13 protein-coding genes are annotated in these 16,371 nt (G+C 70.8%); all 13 read left to right on the forward strand.

The features are described from left to right. The first annotated feature begins 3 nt into the window (after positions 1 to 3). The 13 genes from murD to dnaE all read left to right on the forward strand — a co-directional run bounded on the left by murD (position 4) and on the right by dnaE (position 16,371). On the forward strand, positions 4 to 1,530 hold the full coding sequence (gene murD / locus ACEN8D_RS00690; RefSeq protein WP_413398538.1) for a UDP-N-acetylmuramoyl-L-alanine--D-glutamate ligase: 1,527 nt from the start codon (positions 4 to 6) through the stop codon (positions 1,528 to 1,530). Further along, positions 1,499 to 2,773, forward strand: coding sequence for a putative lipid II flippase FtsW (ftsW, locus tag ACEN8D_RS00695; RefSeq protein WP_413398539.1), 1,275 nt, complete (start codon positions 1,499 to 1,501; stop codon positions 2,771 to 2,773). Before murD ends, ftsW begins: the two co-directional genes overlap by 32 nt. Further along, positions 2,770 to 3,891, forward strand: coding sequence for an undecaprenyldiphospho-muramoylpentapeptide beta-N-acetylglucosaminyltransferase (gene murG, locus ACEN8D_RS00700; protein ID WP_413398541.1), 1,122 nt, complete (start codon positions 2,770 to 2,772; stop codon positions 3,889 to 3,891). The genes ftsW and murG overlap by 4 nt, the downstream gene beginning before the upstream one ends. Continuing rightward, entirely contained in the window at positions 3,888 to 5,309 is a 1,422-nt protein-coding gene (gene murC, locus ACEN8D_RS00705; protein ID WP_495601114.1) for a UDP-N-acetylmuramate--L-alanine ligase, read from the forward strand. The genes murG and murC overlap by 4 nt, the downstream gene beginning before the upstream one ends. Beyond that, complete coding sequence (locus tag ACEN8D_RS00710; RefSeq protein WP_495601115.1) at positions 5,306 to 6,553, forward strand: cell division protein FtsQ/DivIB; 1,248 nt, start codon at positions 5,306 to 5,308, stop codon at positions 6,551 to 6,553. The genes murC and ACEN8D_RS00710 overlap by 4 nt, the downstream gene beginning before the upstream one ends. Before the next feature lie 150 nt (positions 6,554 to 6,703). Beyond that, entirely contained in the window at positions 6,704 to 7,873 is a 1,170-nt protein-coding gene (ftsZ, locus tag ACEN8D_RS00715; protein ID WP_070418655.1) for a cell division protein FtsZ, read from the forward strand. 88 nt (positions 7,874 to 7,961) lie between these two features. Beyond that, positions 7,962 to 8,606 (forward strand): YggS family pyridoxal phosphate-dependent enzyme, encoded by a 645-nt coding sequence (locus ACEN8D_RS00720; protein WP_413399902.1) that lies wholly within the window; start codon positions 7,962 to 7,964, stop codon positions 8,604 to 8,606. Positions 8,607 to 8,650: 44 nt separating this feature from the next. Further along, the gene (locus ACEN8D_RS00725; RefSeq protein WP_309779280.1) at positions 8,651 to 9,214 is read left to right on the forward strand and encodes a cell division protein SepF; all 564 of its coding nucleotides are present in this window, start codon (positions 8,651 to 8,653) and stop codon (positions 9,212 to 9,214) included. A 71-nt stretch (positions 9,215 to 9,285) separates the two neighbouring features. Next, positions 9,286 to 9,588, forward strand: coding sequence for a YggT family protein (locus ACEN8D_RS00730; RefSeq protein WP_083295315.1), 303 nt, complete (start codon positions 9,286 to 9,288; stop codon positions 9,586 to 9,588). A 178-nt stretch (positions 9,589 to 9,766) separates the two neighbouring features. Continuing rightward, positions 9,767 to 10,450, forward strand: coding sequence for a DivIVA domain-containing protein (locus ACEN8D_RS00735; RefSeq protein WP_309779281.1), 684 nt, complete (start codon positions 9,767 to 9,769; stop codon positions 10,448 to 10,450). 2 nt (positions 10,451 to 10,452) lie between these two features. Next, positions 10,453 to 11,115, forward strand: coding sequence for a signal peptidase II (gene lspA / locus ACEN8D_RS00740; protein WP_413400151.1), 663 nt, complete (start codon positions 10,453 to 10,455; stop codon positions 11,113 to 11,115). Then, entirely contained in the window at positions 11,112 to 12,035 is a 924-nt protein-coding gene (locus ACEN8D_RS00745) for an RluA family pseudouridine synthase (protein ID WP_070418659.1), read from the forward strand. The genes lspA and ACEN8D_RS00745 overlap by 4 nt, the downstream gene beginning before the upstream one ends. An 853-nt stretch (positions 12,036 to 12,888) precedes the next feature. Continuing rightward, a complete protein-coding gene (dnaE, locus tag ACEN8D_RS00750) occupies positions 12,889 to 16,371 on the forward strand; it encodes a DNA polymerase III subunit alpha (RefSeq protein WP_396127763.1) in 3,483 nt (1,160 codons plus the stop codon).

The following is a 16,371-nucleotide window of genomic DNA, read 5'->3' on the forward strand; positions in this document are numbered from 1 at the left end:
GCGGTGTCCTCGTCCCGCCTGGATTCCCTGGACAGCTGGTACGCCGAGGGCTGGAAGGGGCTGAACGTCGCCGTGCTCGGCCTCGGCGCCACCGGGTTCTCGGTCGCCGACACCCTGGTCGAGCTCGGCAGCGCGGTGACGGTCTACTCGACCGACGCCCCGTCGGACAGCGTGGAGCTGCTCGACGTGATCGGTGCGCAGTTCGTGCAGGTGCCCCTCGACTCGGTCCCCGCCGCCCTCGAGACCCAGGCGCCGGACGTCGTCATCGTGTCGCCGGGCCTGCCGCCGCACAACGCGACCGTGCAGTGGGCCGTGGCGAACAGCGTCGTGTGGGGGGACATCGAGCTTGCCTGGCGTGTCCGTGACAAGGTCGTGCGCGGCCCCGTCGCTGCGCCCTGGGTGACCATCACGGGCACGAACGGCAAGACCACCACGACGCAGCTCGCGACCGCGATGTTCGAGGCCGGTGGGCTCCGCGCGGTGGCGTGCGGCAACATCGGCGTGCCCGTCCTCGACGTCGTGCGCGACCCGGACGGCTACGACGTCCTCGTCGTCGAACTCTCCAGCCACCAGCTGCACTACATGCCGACGACCGGCGACGGTGCCGTGGTGCCCCTCGCCAGTGCCTGCCTGAACATCGCCGACGACCACCTCGAGTGGCACGGCTCGGCGGAGGCCTACCGGGCCGCGAAGGCCAAGGTCTACGAGCGCACGGTCCTCGCCTGCGTGTACAACACGACGGACGACGTCACCCGGCACATGGTCGAGGACGCCGACGTCGTCGAGGGGTGCCGTGCCGTGGGCTTCGGCCCGGGGATCCCCGCGCCCGGCGACGTCGGGGTGGTCGAGGACGTCCTCTGCGACCGGGCCTTCACCGACGACCGACGGAACAGCGCGCTCGAGCTCGCGACCGTCGCCGACCTCGAGGCCGCCGGGCTCGCCAGCCCGCACATGACGATGAACGTGCTCGCCGCGGCCGCGCTCGCCCGTGCGGCCTCCGTGCAGCCGAGCGCGATCCGCACCGCCGTGCAGGGCTTCCGCGCCGACCACCACCGCACCGAGCTGGTGGCCTCCGCCGAGGGCGTCACCTGGGTGGACGACTCGAAGGCGACGAACCCGCACGCGGCCACGGCGTCGCTCGCGGCGTTCGACAAGGTGGTGTGGATCGTCGGTGGTCTGTTCAAGGGCGTCGACATCGACGGACTCGTCGAGCGCTTCGGGCCGGACGTCCGTGGCGTCGTCGTGATCGGGACCGATCGCGGCCCCGTGCTCGAGGCATTCGCGCGACACGCGCCCGGGGTGCCGGTGCTGCAGGTCGAGGCAGCGGACACTGATCAGGTCATGCCCGAGGCGGTCCGGCATGCCGCATCGGTCGCGAGGCCGGGCGACACGGTCCTCCTCGCCCCGGCTGCGGCGTCGTTCGACCAGTTCGGCTCCTACGCGGACCGGGGGCGTCGATTCGCGGCGGCGGTCCACGAGCACCTGGGAGGAAACGCCGATGGCGACGACGGATCTCCCGAGCGGCCGTAGCGGCGGAGCGGCCCCCGGCCGACCGCACGCACCCGCACGCCGCCACCACGGGGCGGTCGTCGCCGTCAAGAACGTCTTCGTCGCCGAGTCGAGCACCTTCTACACGATCCTGGGCGTCACGCTCTTCCTCGTCGTCTTCGGCGTCGTCATGGTGCTGTCCTCGTCGAGCGTGGAGCAGTACGCGGCGACGCACGACTTCTTCGGCGCGGCCTCCCGCCAGGGCCTCTACGCCGTGCTCGGCGTCCCGCTCATGCTCATCGCCTCCCGCCTGCCCGCACGGTTCTGGCGGAAGTGGGCGATGTGGATCGTCGGGGTCGGCCTCGTCGTGCAGGCGCTCGTCGTCCTGACCCCGCTCGGCTACTCGATCCAGGGCAACCGGAACTGGATCCGCCTCGGGTCGTTCACCGCGCAGCCGTCCGAGATCCTCAAGCTCGCGCTCGTGCTGGGCATCGGCGCGATCATGTACGTCAAGCGGGAGAAGCTCGACGACTGGAAAGAGGTCTTCATCCCGATCGGCATCGCGTCGCTCGGGTCGATCGGCCTCGTCCTCGTCGGCGGCGACCAGGGCACCGCGATGATCATGCTCATCCTGGTGTTCGGCGCGCTCTACGTCGGCGGCGCCCGGGCGAAGCACCTGCTCGTCGGGGTGCTCGGCCTCGCCGTGCTGCTGCCGTTCGTCACGATGGCGTCGAGCTCCCGGTCGCACCGCATCAGCGCCTGGCTCTCCGGCTGCACCGACACGAGCCAGTACCAGGACCTCTGCTGGCAGCCGACCCACGGCATGTGGGCGCTGGCCTCCGGCGGCGTCTTCGGGGTGGGTCTCGGCAACTCCAAGGCGAAGTGGTCGTGGCTCCCAGAAGCCGACAACGACTACATCTTCGCGATCATCGGCGAGGAGCTCGGGCTCGTCGGCGCCGTCGTCGTGCTCGCCCTGTTCGTGGTCCTGGCGGTCGGCATGATCAAGATCATCCGGCAGTCGAACGACCCCTTCGTGAAGACCGTCACCGGTGGCGTGCTCGCGTGGATCATCGGCCAGGCGCTCGTCAACATCGCCGTGGTCCTCGGCCTCCTACCGGTCCTCGGCGTCCCCCTCCCACTCATCTCGGCCGGTGGCTCCGCGCTGATCATGACCCTCGTCGCCATCGGCGTCGTCCTGTCCTTCGCGCGCGACCTCCCGGGCAAGAGCGACCTCCCGGGCAGGAACAGCGTCGGCCGCACCACCACGAACGGAACCCTCCGGTGAACACGTACCTCTTCGCGGGCGGCGGCACCGCCGGCCACGTCAACCCGCTGCTCGCGGTCGCCGACCGGCTGACCGAGCGCGAGCCCGACGCCGAGGTCCTCGTCCTCGGTACCGCCGAGGGGCTCGAGTCCCGGCTCGTCCCGATGCGCGGCTACGAACTGCTGACGATCCCGCGCCTGCCGTTCCCGCGCAAGCCGAACGCCGCCGCGCTCCGCTTCCCCGGCGGGTTCCTCGGCGCCGTCCGTCGGGTCGAACAGATCATCCGCGAGCGCGAGGTCGACGTCGTCCTCGGGGTCGGGGGCTACGCGGCCGCACCGGCGTACATCGCCGCACGCCGTACCGGCACCCCGATCGTCGTGCACGAGCAGAACGCCAAGCCCGGCCTGGCGAACCGCCTGGCAGCGTTCCTCACCGACCACGTGGGCGTGACCTTCTCGAACACCCGTCTCCGTCACGGCCGGGTCGTCGGCATGCCGCTCCGGCGCGAGATCGAGTCGCTCGACCGTCGCGCGAGCCGCGCCGAGGGGCTCGCTGAGTTCGGTCTCGACCCCGCCCGACCGGTCCTCCTCGTCACGGGCGGGTCCTCCGGCGCGCGGAGCATCAACCGCACCGTCAACCGGAGCGCCGCGACGATCGTCGGTGCCGGCTGGCAGGTCCTGCACGTCGTCGGCGGGAAGTCCGACATCGGCCCGAGCGACCTCGACGGCTACCACGTGCTGCCCTACTGCGACCGGATGGACCTGGCGTACGCCGCGAGCGACTTCGTGGTCTCGCGCGCCGGCGCCGGCATGGTCTGCGAGCTGACCGCCGTCGGGCTGCCGAGCGTCCTCGTGCCGTACCCTGTCGGCAACGGCGAGCAGCGGCACAACGCGAAGGACGTCGTCGACGCCGGGGGAGCGGTCCTCGTGGCCGACGCGGAATTCGACGAGGACTGGGTGACGTTCCAGCTGCTGAACACCCTGCAGGACCGGGCCCGCATCGCCGACATGACCGTCCGTGCCGGCAGCGTCGGACACCGCGACGGCGCCGACCGCATGACGGACCTCGTCCTCGACGCCGCGAAGCGCGCGACCGATGCGAAGCATGGCACGCACGACAGCACCACGGAGGAACGATGACCATCAAGCCGGACCTGACGCAGCCGATCCCCGACGACCTCGGCACGGTCCACTTCGTCGGCATCGGCGGCTCGGGCATGAGCGGCATCGCCCGGCTCTTCCTCGCCGCCGGCCACCGCGTGACCGGCAGCGACTCCCGCGAGACCGCCACCACGGGCACCATGCGCGAGCTCGGCGCCGAGGTGCACATCGGCCACGACGCCGCGAACGTCGGTGACGCGGACTCCATCGTCGTCACGAGCGCGCTCTGGCCGGACAACCCGGAACTCCTCGAGGCCCAGCGCCGCGGCCTGCCGGTCCTGCACCGGTCGCAGGCCCTCGCCGCCCTCATCGCCGAGCACCGCCTCGTCGCCGTCGCCGGCGCGCACGGCAAGACCACCTCCACCGGCATGATCGTCACCGCGCTCGTCGAGCTCGGGCTGGACCCGAGCTTCGTCAACGGCGGGGTCATCCAGTCCCTCGGCACGAGCTCGGCGCCCGGCTCGAGCGACCTGTTCGTCGTCGAGGCCGACGAGTCCGACGGCTCGTTCCTGCTCTACGACGTCGCGGTCGCCCTCATCACGAACGTCGACGCCGACCACCTCGACCACTACGGCAGCGAGGAGGCCTTCACCGAGGCCTTCGTCGAATTCGCCGCGAAGGCGAGCGAGCGCGTCGTGATCTCGAGCGACGACGCCGGCGCGAAGGCGGTCACGGCCGGGATCCGCGCCCGCGCGGACGCGCCCGAGATCGTCACCTTCGGCGAGGCCGTCGACGCCGACGTCCGGATCGAGGGGATCACCGAGTCCGCCGGGGTCGAGGTCGACTTCCGCGCCGCGGGCGAGGCGCACCACCTGACGCTCCGGGTCCCGGGCCGCCACAACGCGATCAACGCCGTCGGCGCCTTCGCCGTCCTGACCGGACTCGGCGTCGCCGCCGAGGACGCGATCCGTGGCATCGAGGCCTTCGGCGGGACCCAGCGGCGCTTCGAGCTGCACGGCGTCGAGCGCGGCGTCTCGGTCTACGACGACTACGCGCACCACCCGACCGAGGTGGCGGCGGCGCTCAAGGCTGCACGGAACGTCGTGGGCGACGGCCGGATCATCGCGATCCACCAGCCGCACCTGTACTCGCGAACGCGCCTCATGGCCGGTGACTTCGCCAAGGTCTACGAGGAGCTCGCCGACCACACCGTCGTCCTCGACGTCTACGGCGCCCGCGAGGACCCGGAGCCCGGTGTCACCGGCGCCCTCGTGCAGGAGCGCTTCGCGGACCAGTCCCGCGTCGAGTTCCTGCCCGACTGGGACGAGGCCTCGGCGCGCGCGGCCGCGGCCGCGCGCGACGGCGACATCATCATGACCCTGAGCTGCGGCGACGTGTACCGCATCATCCCGCAGGTGCTCAGCGCCCTCCACGACGACGGGGCGCTGTCCCGGTGAAGCGTCCCGAGGGGTTCGACGAGCGGCCGGCCCGTCCGGACGCACCTGCCGACGGCGCGGGCGCGCCCCGGCAGCGTCGTGCCCCGCTGATCCCGCGGCGTCCGTCCCGCGAGCCCGCGCCGGAGGTCCAGGAGGCGCGGCTCGAGCCCGCCACCGAGGAACCGGCCGTCGAGACGGACGACCCCACCGCCGCCGACACGTCGAACGGCTCGGCTCGCGACCGCGCCGGTGCCCTCGCCGGCGCCGCCGGCCGTCGCCTCGGCGCCGGACTGTCGTCCGTCGCCGGCAGACTGCGCGAGTACACGCCCGACGAGGACCACCACGACCCCGAGGCCGAGCGCCTCGCCCGGGAGCGGCAGGAGACCGAGCGCCGCGACGCCGAGCGGCTCGCCCACCTCACCGACCTGCACGGCCCGGACGAGGACGGCCACGAGCGCCCGATCGGCGCCGGCGTCCGCGCTGCCGAGACCGCCCGGGAGGCCCGGGTGGCCAAGCGCCGTCGTCGCCTCCTCGAGCGCGCCGAGGTCCGCCGCTTCACCCGACGCAGCCGGCACCGCCGCGCCGCCTGGATCACCGCCGCGAGCATCGTCCTCGTGTTCGGGATCTCGATCCTCGTCGCGGTGTTCTCGCCGTTGATGGCGCTCCAGACCATCGAGGTCAAGGGGACGAACCGCGTCGACGAGACCCAGCTCCGCCAGGCGCTCTCCGACCAGATCGGCACCCCGCTCGCCCGGCTCGACTTCGACGCCATCAAGAAGGACATCGCCGGCTTCCCGCTCATCGAGAGCTACGTGACGGAGGAAGCCCCGCCGCACACCCTCGTGGTCACCGTGACCGAGCGCACCCCGGTCGTCGCGGTGCGGTCGGGGAAGTCCTTCGACCTGGTCGACCCGGCCGGCATCGTCGTACAGTCGTCGCCGAAGCAGCCCGCGAACATGCCCGTCGCCGACATCGGCAACGCGAAGCTCGGCTCGTCGGAGTTCCGCACGATGACCGAGGTGGTGCTCGCGCTCCCGTCGACCGTGCGTCAGCAGGTGACGAGCGTGAAGGGCTCGACCGCCGACGACGTCACGCTCACCCTCAAGGACGGCTCGAGCGTCGTCTGGGGGAACCCGGAGCAGTCGGACGCGAAGGCGGCCCTGCTCGCGGCCCTCGTGAAGGACCACGCGGCGCGGAACCCCGGCGTCGTCGTCGAGTACGACGTCAGCGCTCCGGACAACGGCATCATCCGCGCGAAGAAGTAGCGGAAGTCGTCGCGGAATCGCGCGACACGCGGCGTGGCGGGGCGACAGTGCCCGGAGCGCACCCGTAGCGTCGAAGCCAGCACCACATCTACCAGCAATGCCCCTGAACTTCAAGTAGAGGTTGAGGGTTCGACCGGAGGCCTGACTGACGTGACCACGAACCACAACTACCTCGCCGTCATCAAGGTCGTCGGCGTCGGCGGCGGCGGCGTGAACGCCGTCAACCGGATGATCGAGCTCGGCCTCCGCGGGGTGGAGTTCATCGCGATCAACACCGACGCGCAGGCGCTGCTCCTGAGCGACGCCGACGTCAAGCTCGACGTGGGCCGCGAGATCACCCGCGGCCTCGGCGCCGGAGCAGACCCCGAGGTCGGCCGTCGTGCCGCCGAGGACCACGCGGAGGAGATCGAAGAGGCCCTCGCCGGTGCCGACATGGTCTTCGTCACGGCCGGTGAGGGCGGTGGGACCGGCACGGGTGGTGCGCCCGTGGTCGCCCGCATCGCGAAGTCGATCGGCGCGCTCACCATCGGTGTCGTCACCAAGCCGTTCAGCTTCGAGGGCAAGCGTCGTCAGTCGCAGGCCGAGAACGGTGTCGCCGGCCTCAAGGACGAGGTCGACACGCTCATCGTCGTGCCGAACGACCGCCTGCTCGAGATCAGCGACCGCGGCATCTCGATGGTCGAGGCGTTCGCCACGGCCGACCAGGTGCTCCTCGCCGGCGTCCAGGGCATCACCGACCTGATCACCACCCCCGGCCTGATCAACCTCGACTTCGCCGACGTGAAGTCCGTCATGCAGGGTGCGGGTTCCGCGCTCATGGGCATCGGTTCCTCGCGCGGTGCCGACCGGGCGATCAAGGCGGCCGAACTGGCCGTCGCGAGCCCGCTGCTCGAGGCCTCGATCGACGGTGCGCACGGCGTGCTGCTCTCGATCCAGGGTGGTTCGAACCTCGGCATCTTCGAGATCAACGACGCGGCCCGTCTCGTGCAGGAAGCCGTGCACCCCGAGGCGAACATCATCTTCGGTGCCGTCATCGACGACACGCTCGGCGACGAGGTCCGCGTGACCGTCATCGCCGCGGGCTTCGACGGTGGCGAGCCCACCTCGCAGCAGAAGGAGCGCCGCTCCAGCTGGGTCGACCCCGAGGCCGGCGCGACCGTCCCGGTGGCGTCCGCCGGTGCGACCGGCGCGATCGAGGACTCGTCCTCGTCCGCCCCGTCGTGGGCGTCGCAGGAGCACGAGGCGCCCGCGCAGCGTGCCGCCGACCCGGCGTTCGACGACGATGACGACGAGCTCGACGTCCCCGACTTCCTGAAGTAAGCCCTCCTTGGTAGCCGACACGCGCCTCCCGTCCGCCCCGTCAGCAGACGACGGACTGGAGGCGCGTCTCGCGTCCGTCAGGAGCGGCATGTCCGACGCGGCGCGCGCCGCAGGGCGCTCGGCCGACGAGCTCACGCTCGTCGTCGTCACGAAGTTCCACCCGGCGTCGCTCGTCCGCGACCTCGCCGCGCTCGGCGTGACCGACGTGGGGGAGAACCGGCACCAGGAGGCGCAGGCGAAGGCCGCCGAGCTCGCCGACCTCCCGCTGACCTGGCACTTCGTCGGACAGCTGCAGTCGAAGAAGGCCCGGCAGGTCCGGCGGTACGCGCACGTCGTGCAGTCGCTCGACCGCGAGTCCGTCGTGGACGCGTTCGCGCCGACCGAGGCCGAGCCCGAGCCGCCGGTGATCGACGGGTTCGTGCAGGTCAACCTGACCGACGACCCCGACCGCGGTGGCGTCCGACCCGACGCCGTCGAGGCCATGGTGTCGCGGGTGCTCGCGACCGGCACGATCCGGCTCCGCGGGGTGATGGCCGTCGCACCGCTCGACGAGGAGCCGCGCGCGGCCTTCGCCCGGCTCCGTGGGGTCTCCGAGCGCGTGGTGTCCCTCGCCCCCGCCGCGACGGACATCTCGGCCGGGATGAGCGGCGACTACGCCGACGCCGTGCTCGAGGGCGCGACACACCTGCGGATCGGGACCGCAATCACGGGAAATCGGCCGGTCGCGCCCTAGCCTCGTTGCAAGGGCATCCACGAGCACCGACCTCCGGAGGAACCATGGCCAACCCGCTGAAGAAGACGATGGTCTACCTGGGCCTCGCCGACGAGGAACTCGAGTACGAGGACGAGCAGCCGCAGCAGCCCGCGCGGCAGCAGTCCGCTCCGGCCCCTGCCCCCGCGCCCGCTCCGGTCGCCGACGAGACCCCCGCGCCCGCCGCGGCACCGGTGGCGCCCGTCGCCGCCGAGCCCAAGGCGCACACCCACCAGCGCGGCGCCCAGGTCACCCCGCTCCGCCGCTCGCACACGTCCGCACAGAAGGCAGCACCGGTCCAGGAAATGAACGAGATCCTCACCGTCCACCCCCGCGAGTACAAGGACGCCCAGTCCATCGCCGAGAGCTTCCGCGACGGCATCCCCGTCATCATCAACCTCTCGCAGATGACCGAGGCCGACGCCCGCCGCATGATCGACTTCGCCTCCGGGCTGTCGCTCGGCCTCTACGGCAAGATCGAGCGCGTCACCAACAAGGTGTTCCTGCTGTCGCCGGCGCACGTCGCGGTGAGCGGTGAGGCGCCTGAGGTAGAGTCCGACATCGAGGCGTCCTTCTTCGCCCAGTCCTGAGTCCCTCAGGCCCACCCGCCCCGTGCGGCTCGTCGCATGACGGTCCGCACCCGAGCTGAGCGAGCCCCATCGTGACCGCGATCCTCACGATCCTGTACTACCTCCTCCTGCTGTACATCCTCGTGCTGTGGGGGCGGTTCGTCCTCGACATCGTCCAGCAGTTCAACCGGTCGTGGCGGCCGCGCGGAGCACTCCTCGTCGTCGCCGACGTGGTCTACACCGTGACGGACCCGCCGATCCGGGCGGTCCGCCGGGTCCTCCCGCCGATGCGCATGGGCCCCGTGGCGCTCGACTTCGGCTGGACGATCGTGCTCCTCCTGGCGATCATCATCCGGTTCGTGATCGCCCTGCTCATCCCCGTGTTCGCCAACTAAGAGGACACGACACGCGCCACGCCCAGTGCGTGGTCACGGTTCACGGCCACCATCGGTGTACGGTGGTCGGGATCCGATGCTCGCCCCGGCGTGGCATCCGCACCGTTCGGCGCGACTGGTAGATTCGGTCGCACCGAGACGGTTCCACACGTTCAGCAGTTCTATTGAGGTGACGGCAATGGCTTTGACGCCGGAAGACGTAGTCAACAAGCGGTTCCAGCCGACGAAGTTCCGCGAGGGCTACGACCAGGACGAGGTCGACGACTTCCTCGACGAGGTCGTCGTCGAGCTCCGTCGCCTGACGGCCGAGAACGACGAGCTCCGTCAGCGCCTGCAGTCGGCCGAGTCCGCGCCGAAGCCGGCCGAGGCCGAGCAGTCCGCTCCGACCCCCGAGCCCGAGCCGGAGCCCGCCCCCGTGGCAGCCGCGCCGGAGCCCGCTCCGGTCGCGGCCGCCGCGCCGGCCACCACGGTCCCGGCCGACGAGGACACCGAGGGCACCACGAACCTCCTGACGCTCGCACGTCGTCTCCACGAGGAGCACGTCCGCGAAGGCGTCGAGAAGCGCGACGCGCTCATCGCCGAGGGCACCGCGCAGGCCGCCCGTCTCGTCTCCGAGGCCGAGGCGAAGCAGCGCCAGATCATCGCCGACACCGAGAACACGAACCGTCAGCGTGTCGCGGTGCTCGAGCAGGAGCAGCGCCAGCTCGAGGGCAAGATCGACGAGCTCCGTACGTTCGAGCGCGACTACCGTGCACAGCTCAAGAGCTACATCCAGGGTCAGCTCAACGAGCTGGACGGCTCGGGCACCGAGCAGTCCGGGCTCACCCCGGCGCCGGCATCGGCGCAGGGCTTCGGCAACTGACGTTGTCGCGACCAGCATCACGAGCGAAGGTCAGTGTCCGCGCGATCGCGGCACTGGCCTTCGCCGCTGTCGTCGTGGTGGCGCTCGACCAGGGCGTGAAGGCGCTCGTCGTCGCCAACCTGCCGTACGGCACCGCCGTCCCGGTCCTCGGGAACGCCCTGCAGCTGCTCTACGTCCGGAACCCCGGCGCCGCGTTCTCGTTCGCGGTGAACATGACGTGGGTGTTCTCGATCGTCTCGACCGCCGTCGTGGTCGCGATCATCGTGTTCGCCCGGCGGATCCGGTCGATGTGGTGGGCACTCGTGCTCGGCATGCTCCTCGGCGGGGCGCTCGGCAACCTGCTCGACCGGCTCTTCCGTGAGCCCGGCTTCGGTCGCGGCCACGTGGTGGACTTCATCTCGACCCCGTGGATGATGCCCGCGATCTACAACATCGCCGACTCGTTCATCTGCATCAGCATGGTGGTCTTCGTCCTGCTGGTGATCCTCGGGGTGAACCTCGACGGCACCCGTGCCCTCTCCGCGAAGCAGCAGCGCGCAGTGGACGCGGCGCGTGCGCAGTCGGACGCCTCCGAGGCGGACGAGCACCGCGCCTCCCGGCCCCTCGTCGAGGACCCGCGCGCGCCGCGTGACGGGCGGGACACCCTCGGGCACGACGCGACGTGACCGAGAGCCGTTCCCTTCCGGTGCCGGACGGGCTCGCCGGTGAGCGTGTCGATGCCGCCATCGCGAAGCTCCTCGGGTTCAGCCGTTCCTTCGCTGCCGAGGTCGTCTCGGCCGGCGGCGTGACCGTCGACGGGGTCACGGTGGACAAGTCCGACCGGTTGCACGCCGACTCCTGGCTGCAGGTCGAGTGGACGCCGAAGGAAGCCCCCCGGATCATCCCGGTCGAGGTCCCCGGCATGACGGTCGTGCACGACGACGACGACATCGTCGTGGTGGACAAGCCGATCGGCGTCGCCGCACACCCCTCGCCCGGCTGGGACGGCCCCACGGTCCCCGGTGGCCTCGCCGCCGCCGGCTTCACGATCGCGACCTCCGGTGCCGCCGAACGCGCGGGCATCGTGCACCGGCTCGACGTCGGCACCTCGGGGCTGATGGTCGTGGCGAAGACCGAGCTCGCGTACACGCACCTCAAGCGCGCGTTCAAGGAGCGCACGGTCGAGAAGGTCTACCACGCGCTCGCGCAGGGGCACCCCGACCCGACCTCCGGCACGATCGACGCGCCCATCGGCCGGCACCCCTCGAGCGACTGGAAGTTCGCGGTCACGGCCGACGGCAAGCCGAGCGTGACGCACTACGAGACCCTCGAGGCGTTCCGCTCCGCGACCCTGCTCGAGGTGCACCTCGAGACCGGTCGGACGCACCAGATCCGGGTGCACATGGCGGCGACCCGGCACCCGCTCGTGGGCGACACGATGTACGGCGCCGACCCGGTGCTCGCCGAGGAGCTCGGGCTCACGCGGCAGTGGCTCGACGCCGTCCGGCTCGGGTTCGAGCACCCGCGCACGGGGTCGTGGGTGTCGTACTCGGCGGAGTACCCCGATGACCTGCAGCGGGCGCTGGACCGGATCCGCGCCGCGTAGGGCGCGCGCGCGCCTGGCGCGCGCCTGGCGCGCCGAGGTCGCACGAAGTGCCGCTCGCCGCGCCGCGGAGCGGCACTTCGTGCGCTCTCGGCGGGACGCGCGCGGCGTGTTGCGCGCCCTCGGCGGCGCCCCCCCCCTGGCGGACGGGAGGCGTGGGTCGGGCCCGCACCGCGCCTCCCGTCCGTCTCGACGCGCCCGGCCACGCCCGCCGAGGTCGCGAAATCGGTCGCTGTCGGCACCGAGGAGCGGCACTTCGTGCGCTCTCGACGGCACGCGCGCGGCGAGTTGCGCGCCCTCGGCGGCGCGCCCCCCTGGCGGGCGGGAGGCGGGTCGGGCCCGCACCGCGCCTCCCGTCCGCCTCGACGCGCCCGGCCGCGCCCGGCGAGGTCGCGAAATCGGTCGCTGTCGGCGCCGTGGAGCGGCACTTCGTGCGCTCTCGACGGGACGCGCGCGGCGTGTTGCGCGCCCTCGGCGGCGCGACCCCCTGACGGACGGGAGGCGCGGGTCGGGCCCGCACCGCGCCTCCCGTCCGTCTCGACGCGCCCGGCCGCGCCCGCCGAGGTCGCGAAATCGGTCGCTGTCGGCGCTGCGGAGCGGCACTTCGTGCGCTCTCGGCGGGACGCGCGCGGCGTGTTGCGCGCCCTCGGCGTCGCGCCCCGCGCGTGGCGCGACCCCCTGACGGGCGGGAGGCGCGGGTCGGCCCCGCACCGCGCCTCCCGTCCGCCTCGACGCGCCCGGGTTTGTCCCCGGTCGCGGTTAGGCTGTTCCCAGACCGCAGCAGCTCCCGCGAACCGGAGGTTCCGTGTCGGATTCCGACTCCTTCGTCCACCTGCACGTGCACAGCGAGTACTCGATGCTCGACGGCGCCGCCAGGCTCGGCGACCTCGTGGCCGAGACCGCCGCGCAGGGCATGCCCGCCGTTGCCGTGACCGACCACGGCAACATGTTCGGCGCGTTCGAGTTCTGGAAGGCCGCCAAGGCCGGCGGCGTCAAGCCGATCATCGGGACCGAGGCGTACATCACGCCGCGCACCCACCGGACCGACAAGACCCGTGTGCGCTGGGGCGACGGCGGCGGCGACGACGTGTCGGGCTCCGGCGCGTACACGCACATGACGATGTTCGCCGAGAACACGACGGGCATGCACAACCTGTTCCGGCTGTCGAGCAAGGCGTCGATCGAGGGGTACTACTTCAAGCCCCGCATGGACATCGAGCTTCTCGAGGAGTACCACGAGGGCATCATCGCCACGACGGGCTGCCCCTCGGGGGAGATCCAGACCCGGCTGCGGCTCGGCCAGTACGACGAAGCCGTCAAGGCCGCGGCGGACTACCGCGACATCTTCGGCAAGGAGAACTACTTCGCCGAGGTCATGGACCACGGGCTCGAGATCGAACGTCGGATCATGAGCGACCTGATCCGGCTGGCGAAGGACCTCGACATCCCGCTGGTCGGCACGAACGACCTGCACTACACGCACTCGCACGACGCCAAGTCGCACGCGGCGCTGCTCTGCGTCCAGTCCGGCTCGACCCTGAACGACCCGAACCGCTTCAAGTTCGACGCCGACGAGTTCTACCTGAAGACCCCGCAGCAGATGCGGCACCTCTTCCGCGACAACCCCGAGGCCTGCGACAACACGCTGCTCATCGCCGAGCGGTGCAACGTCGAGTTCGACACCGCGGCCAACTACATGCCGAAGTTCCCCGTGCCCGAGGGGGAGACCGAGCACTCCTGGTTCGAGAAAGAGGTGGCGAAGGGCCTCGAGTACCGGTACCCCGACGGCATCACGCGCGAAGTCCAGGAACGCGCCGACTACGAGGTCGGCATCATCAACCAGATGGGCTTCCCGGGGTACTTCCTCGTGGTCGCCGACTTCATCAACTGGTCGAAGAACAACGGCATCCGCGTCGGTCCCGGCCGTGGTTCCGGTGCCGGCTCGATGGTGGCGTACGCGATGCGCATCACCGACCTCGACCCGATCCGGCACGGCCTGATCTTCGAGCGCTTCCTCAACCCGGACCGCGTCTCGATGCCCGACTTCGACGTCGACTTCGACGACCGGCGCCGCGGTGAGGCGATCAAGTACGTCACCGAGAAGTACGGGTCGGCGCGTGTCGCGCAGATCGTCACGTACGGCACGATCAAGGCGAAGCAGGCGCTCAAGGACTCCTCGCGCGTCCTGGGCTTCCCGTTCGGTATGGGCGAGAAGCTCACCAAGGCGATGCCGCCGCCCGTGATGGGCAAGGACATCCCGCTCACCGGGATCTTCGACAAGGACCACCCGCGCTACAAGGAAGCCGTGGACGTCCGCACGGTCGTCGAGACCGACCCCGAGGCGAAGACGGTGTTCGACACCGCTCTCGGGCTCGAGGGGCTGAAGCGCCAGTGGGGCGTGCACGCCGCCGGCGTCATCATGTCGAGCGATCCGTTGATCGACATCATCCCCGTGATGAAGCGCGAGCAGGACGGCCAGATCGTCACGCAGTTCGACTACCCGGCAGCGGAGTCGCTCGGCCTGATCAAGATGGACTTCCTGGGGCTCCGCAACCTCACGATCATCAGTGACGCCCTCGACAACATCAAGACGAACCGTGGGATCGAGCTCGACCTCGAGACCATGGGGCTCGAGGACCCCGAGGCGTACGCGCTCCTGCAGCGTGGTGACACCCTCGGCGTGTTCCAGCTCGACGGCGGACCGATGCGTGGTCTGCTGCGCCTGATGAAGCCCGACAACTTCGAAGACATCTCGGCGCTCATCGCCCTGTACCGTCCGGGCCCCATGGGTGCGAACTCGCACACGAACTACGCGCTCCGCAAGAACGGCGAGCAGCCGATCACGCCGATCCATCCGGAGCTCGAGGAGCCCCTGCAGGACATCATCGGCACGACCTACGGCCTGATCATCTACCAGGAGCAGGTCATGGCCATCGCGCAGAAGGTCGCCGGGTTCTCCCTCGGCCAAGCGGACATCCTCCGCCGCGCGATGGGCAAGAAGAAGAAGTCCGAGCTGGACAAGCAGTACGCCGGCTTCGAGAAGGGCATGCAGGACAACGGTTACTCGGCCGCTGCCATCAAGACCCTGTGGGACATCCTGCTGCCGTTCTCCGACTACGCGTTCAACAAGGCGCACTCGGCGGCGTACGGCGTGGTGTCCTTCTGGACCGCGTACCTCAAGGCGCACTACCCGGCCGAGTACATGGCGGCCCTGCTGACGAGCGTCGGCGACGCTCGCGACAAGCTCGCGCTGTACCTCAACGAGTGCCGCCGGATGGGCATCAAGGTCATGCCGCCGGACGTCAACGAGTCGATCGGCTTCTTCGCCGCCGTCGGCGAGGACATCCGCTTCGGCATGGGCGCGATCCGCAACGTCGGCTTCAACGTCGTCGACGACATCGTCCAGGCCCGCACCGAGAAGGGCGCGTTCGAGTCCTTCCACGACTTCCTCCGCAAGATCCCGATCTCGTCGGCGAACAAGCGCACGGTCGAGTCGCTCATCAAGGCCGGTGCGTTCGACGAGTTCGGCGATTCCCGCCGTGCACTCGTCGAGATCCACGAGGGCGCCGTCGAGGGTGCGGTGAAGGTCAAGCGCGACGAGGCCCACGGCAACGTCGGGTTCGACTTCGACTCGCTGTTCGCCGAGGTCGCCGAGGAACAGCCGTCGGCAGCCGTCGTGTCCCAGGTGCCCGACCGCCCGGAGTGGTCCAAGCGCGACAAGCTCGCGTTCGAACGGGACATGCTCGGCCTGTACGTCTCCGACCACCCGCTCGCCGGGCTCGAGATCGAGCTGGCGAAGCACCAGTCGATCACCATCGCCGACCTCATCGCGGCCGACGACTCGGTCGAAGGTGAGACGGTCACCGTCGCGGGGCTCTTGACGAGCGTGCAGCACCGGGTGGCGAAGTCCAGCGGCAACCCGTACGGCATCGTCGACATCGAGGACTTCGGCGGCCAGATCGGCGTGATGTTCCTGGGCAAGACCTACCAAGAGTTCGGGCCGTCGCTCGTCGCCGACTCGATCGTGGTCCTGCGCGGTCGTGTCAACGTGCGCGACGACGGCAAGGCCCTGCACGCGGTGAGCATGTTCCAGCCGAACGTCGGCGACGCCATGGGGTCCGGCCCGCTCACGCTGAGCCTGCCCGAGCGGCAGGCGACGACCACGACGGTGACCGAACTCGCCGCCGTCCTCGGTCGGCACAGCGGCGAGACCGAGGTCCGGTTGAAGCTCATCAAGGACGACGTCGCCCGCACGTTCGAGCTGCCGTTCCCGGTGAACCTGACACCCGACCTCTTCGGCGAGCTGAAGAGCCTGCTCGGGCCGCGCTGCCTGGTCTGA

The sequence above is a fragment of the Curtobacterium sp. Curtsp22 genome (assembly GCF_059492135.1).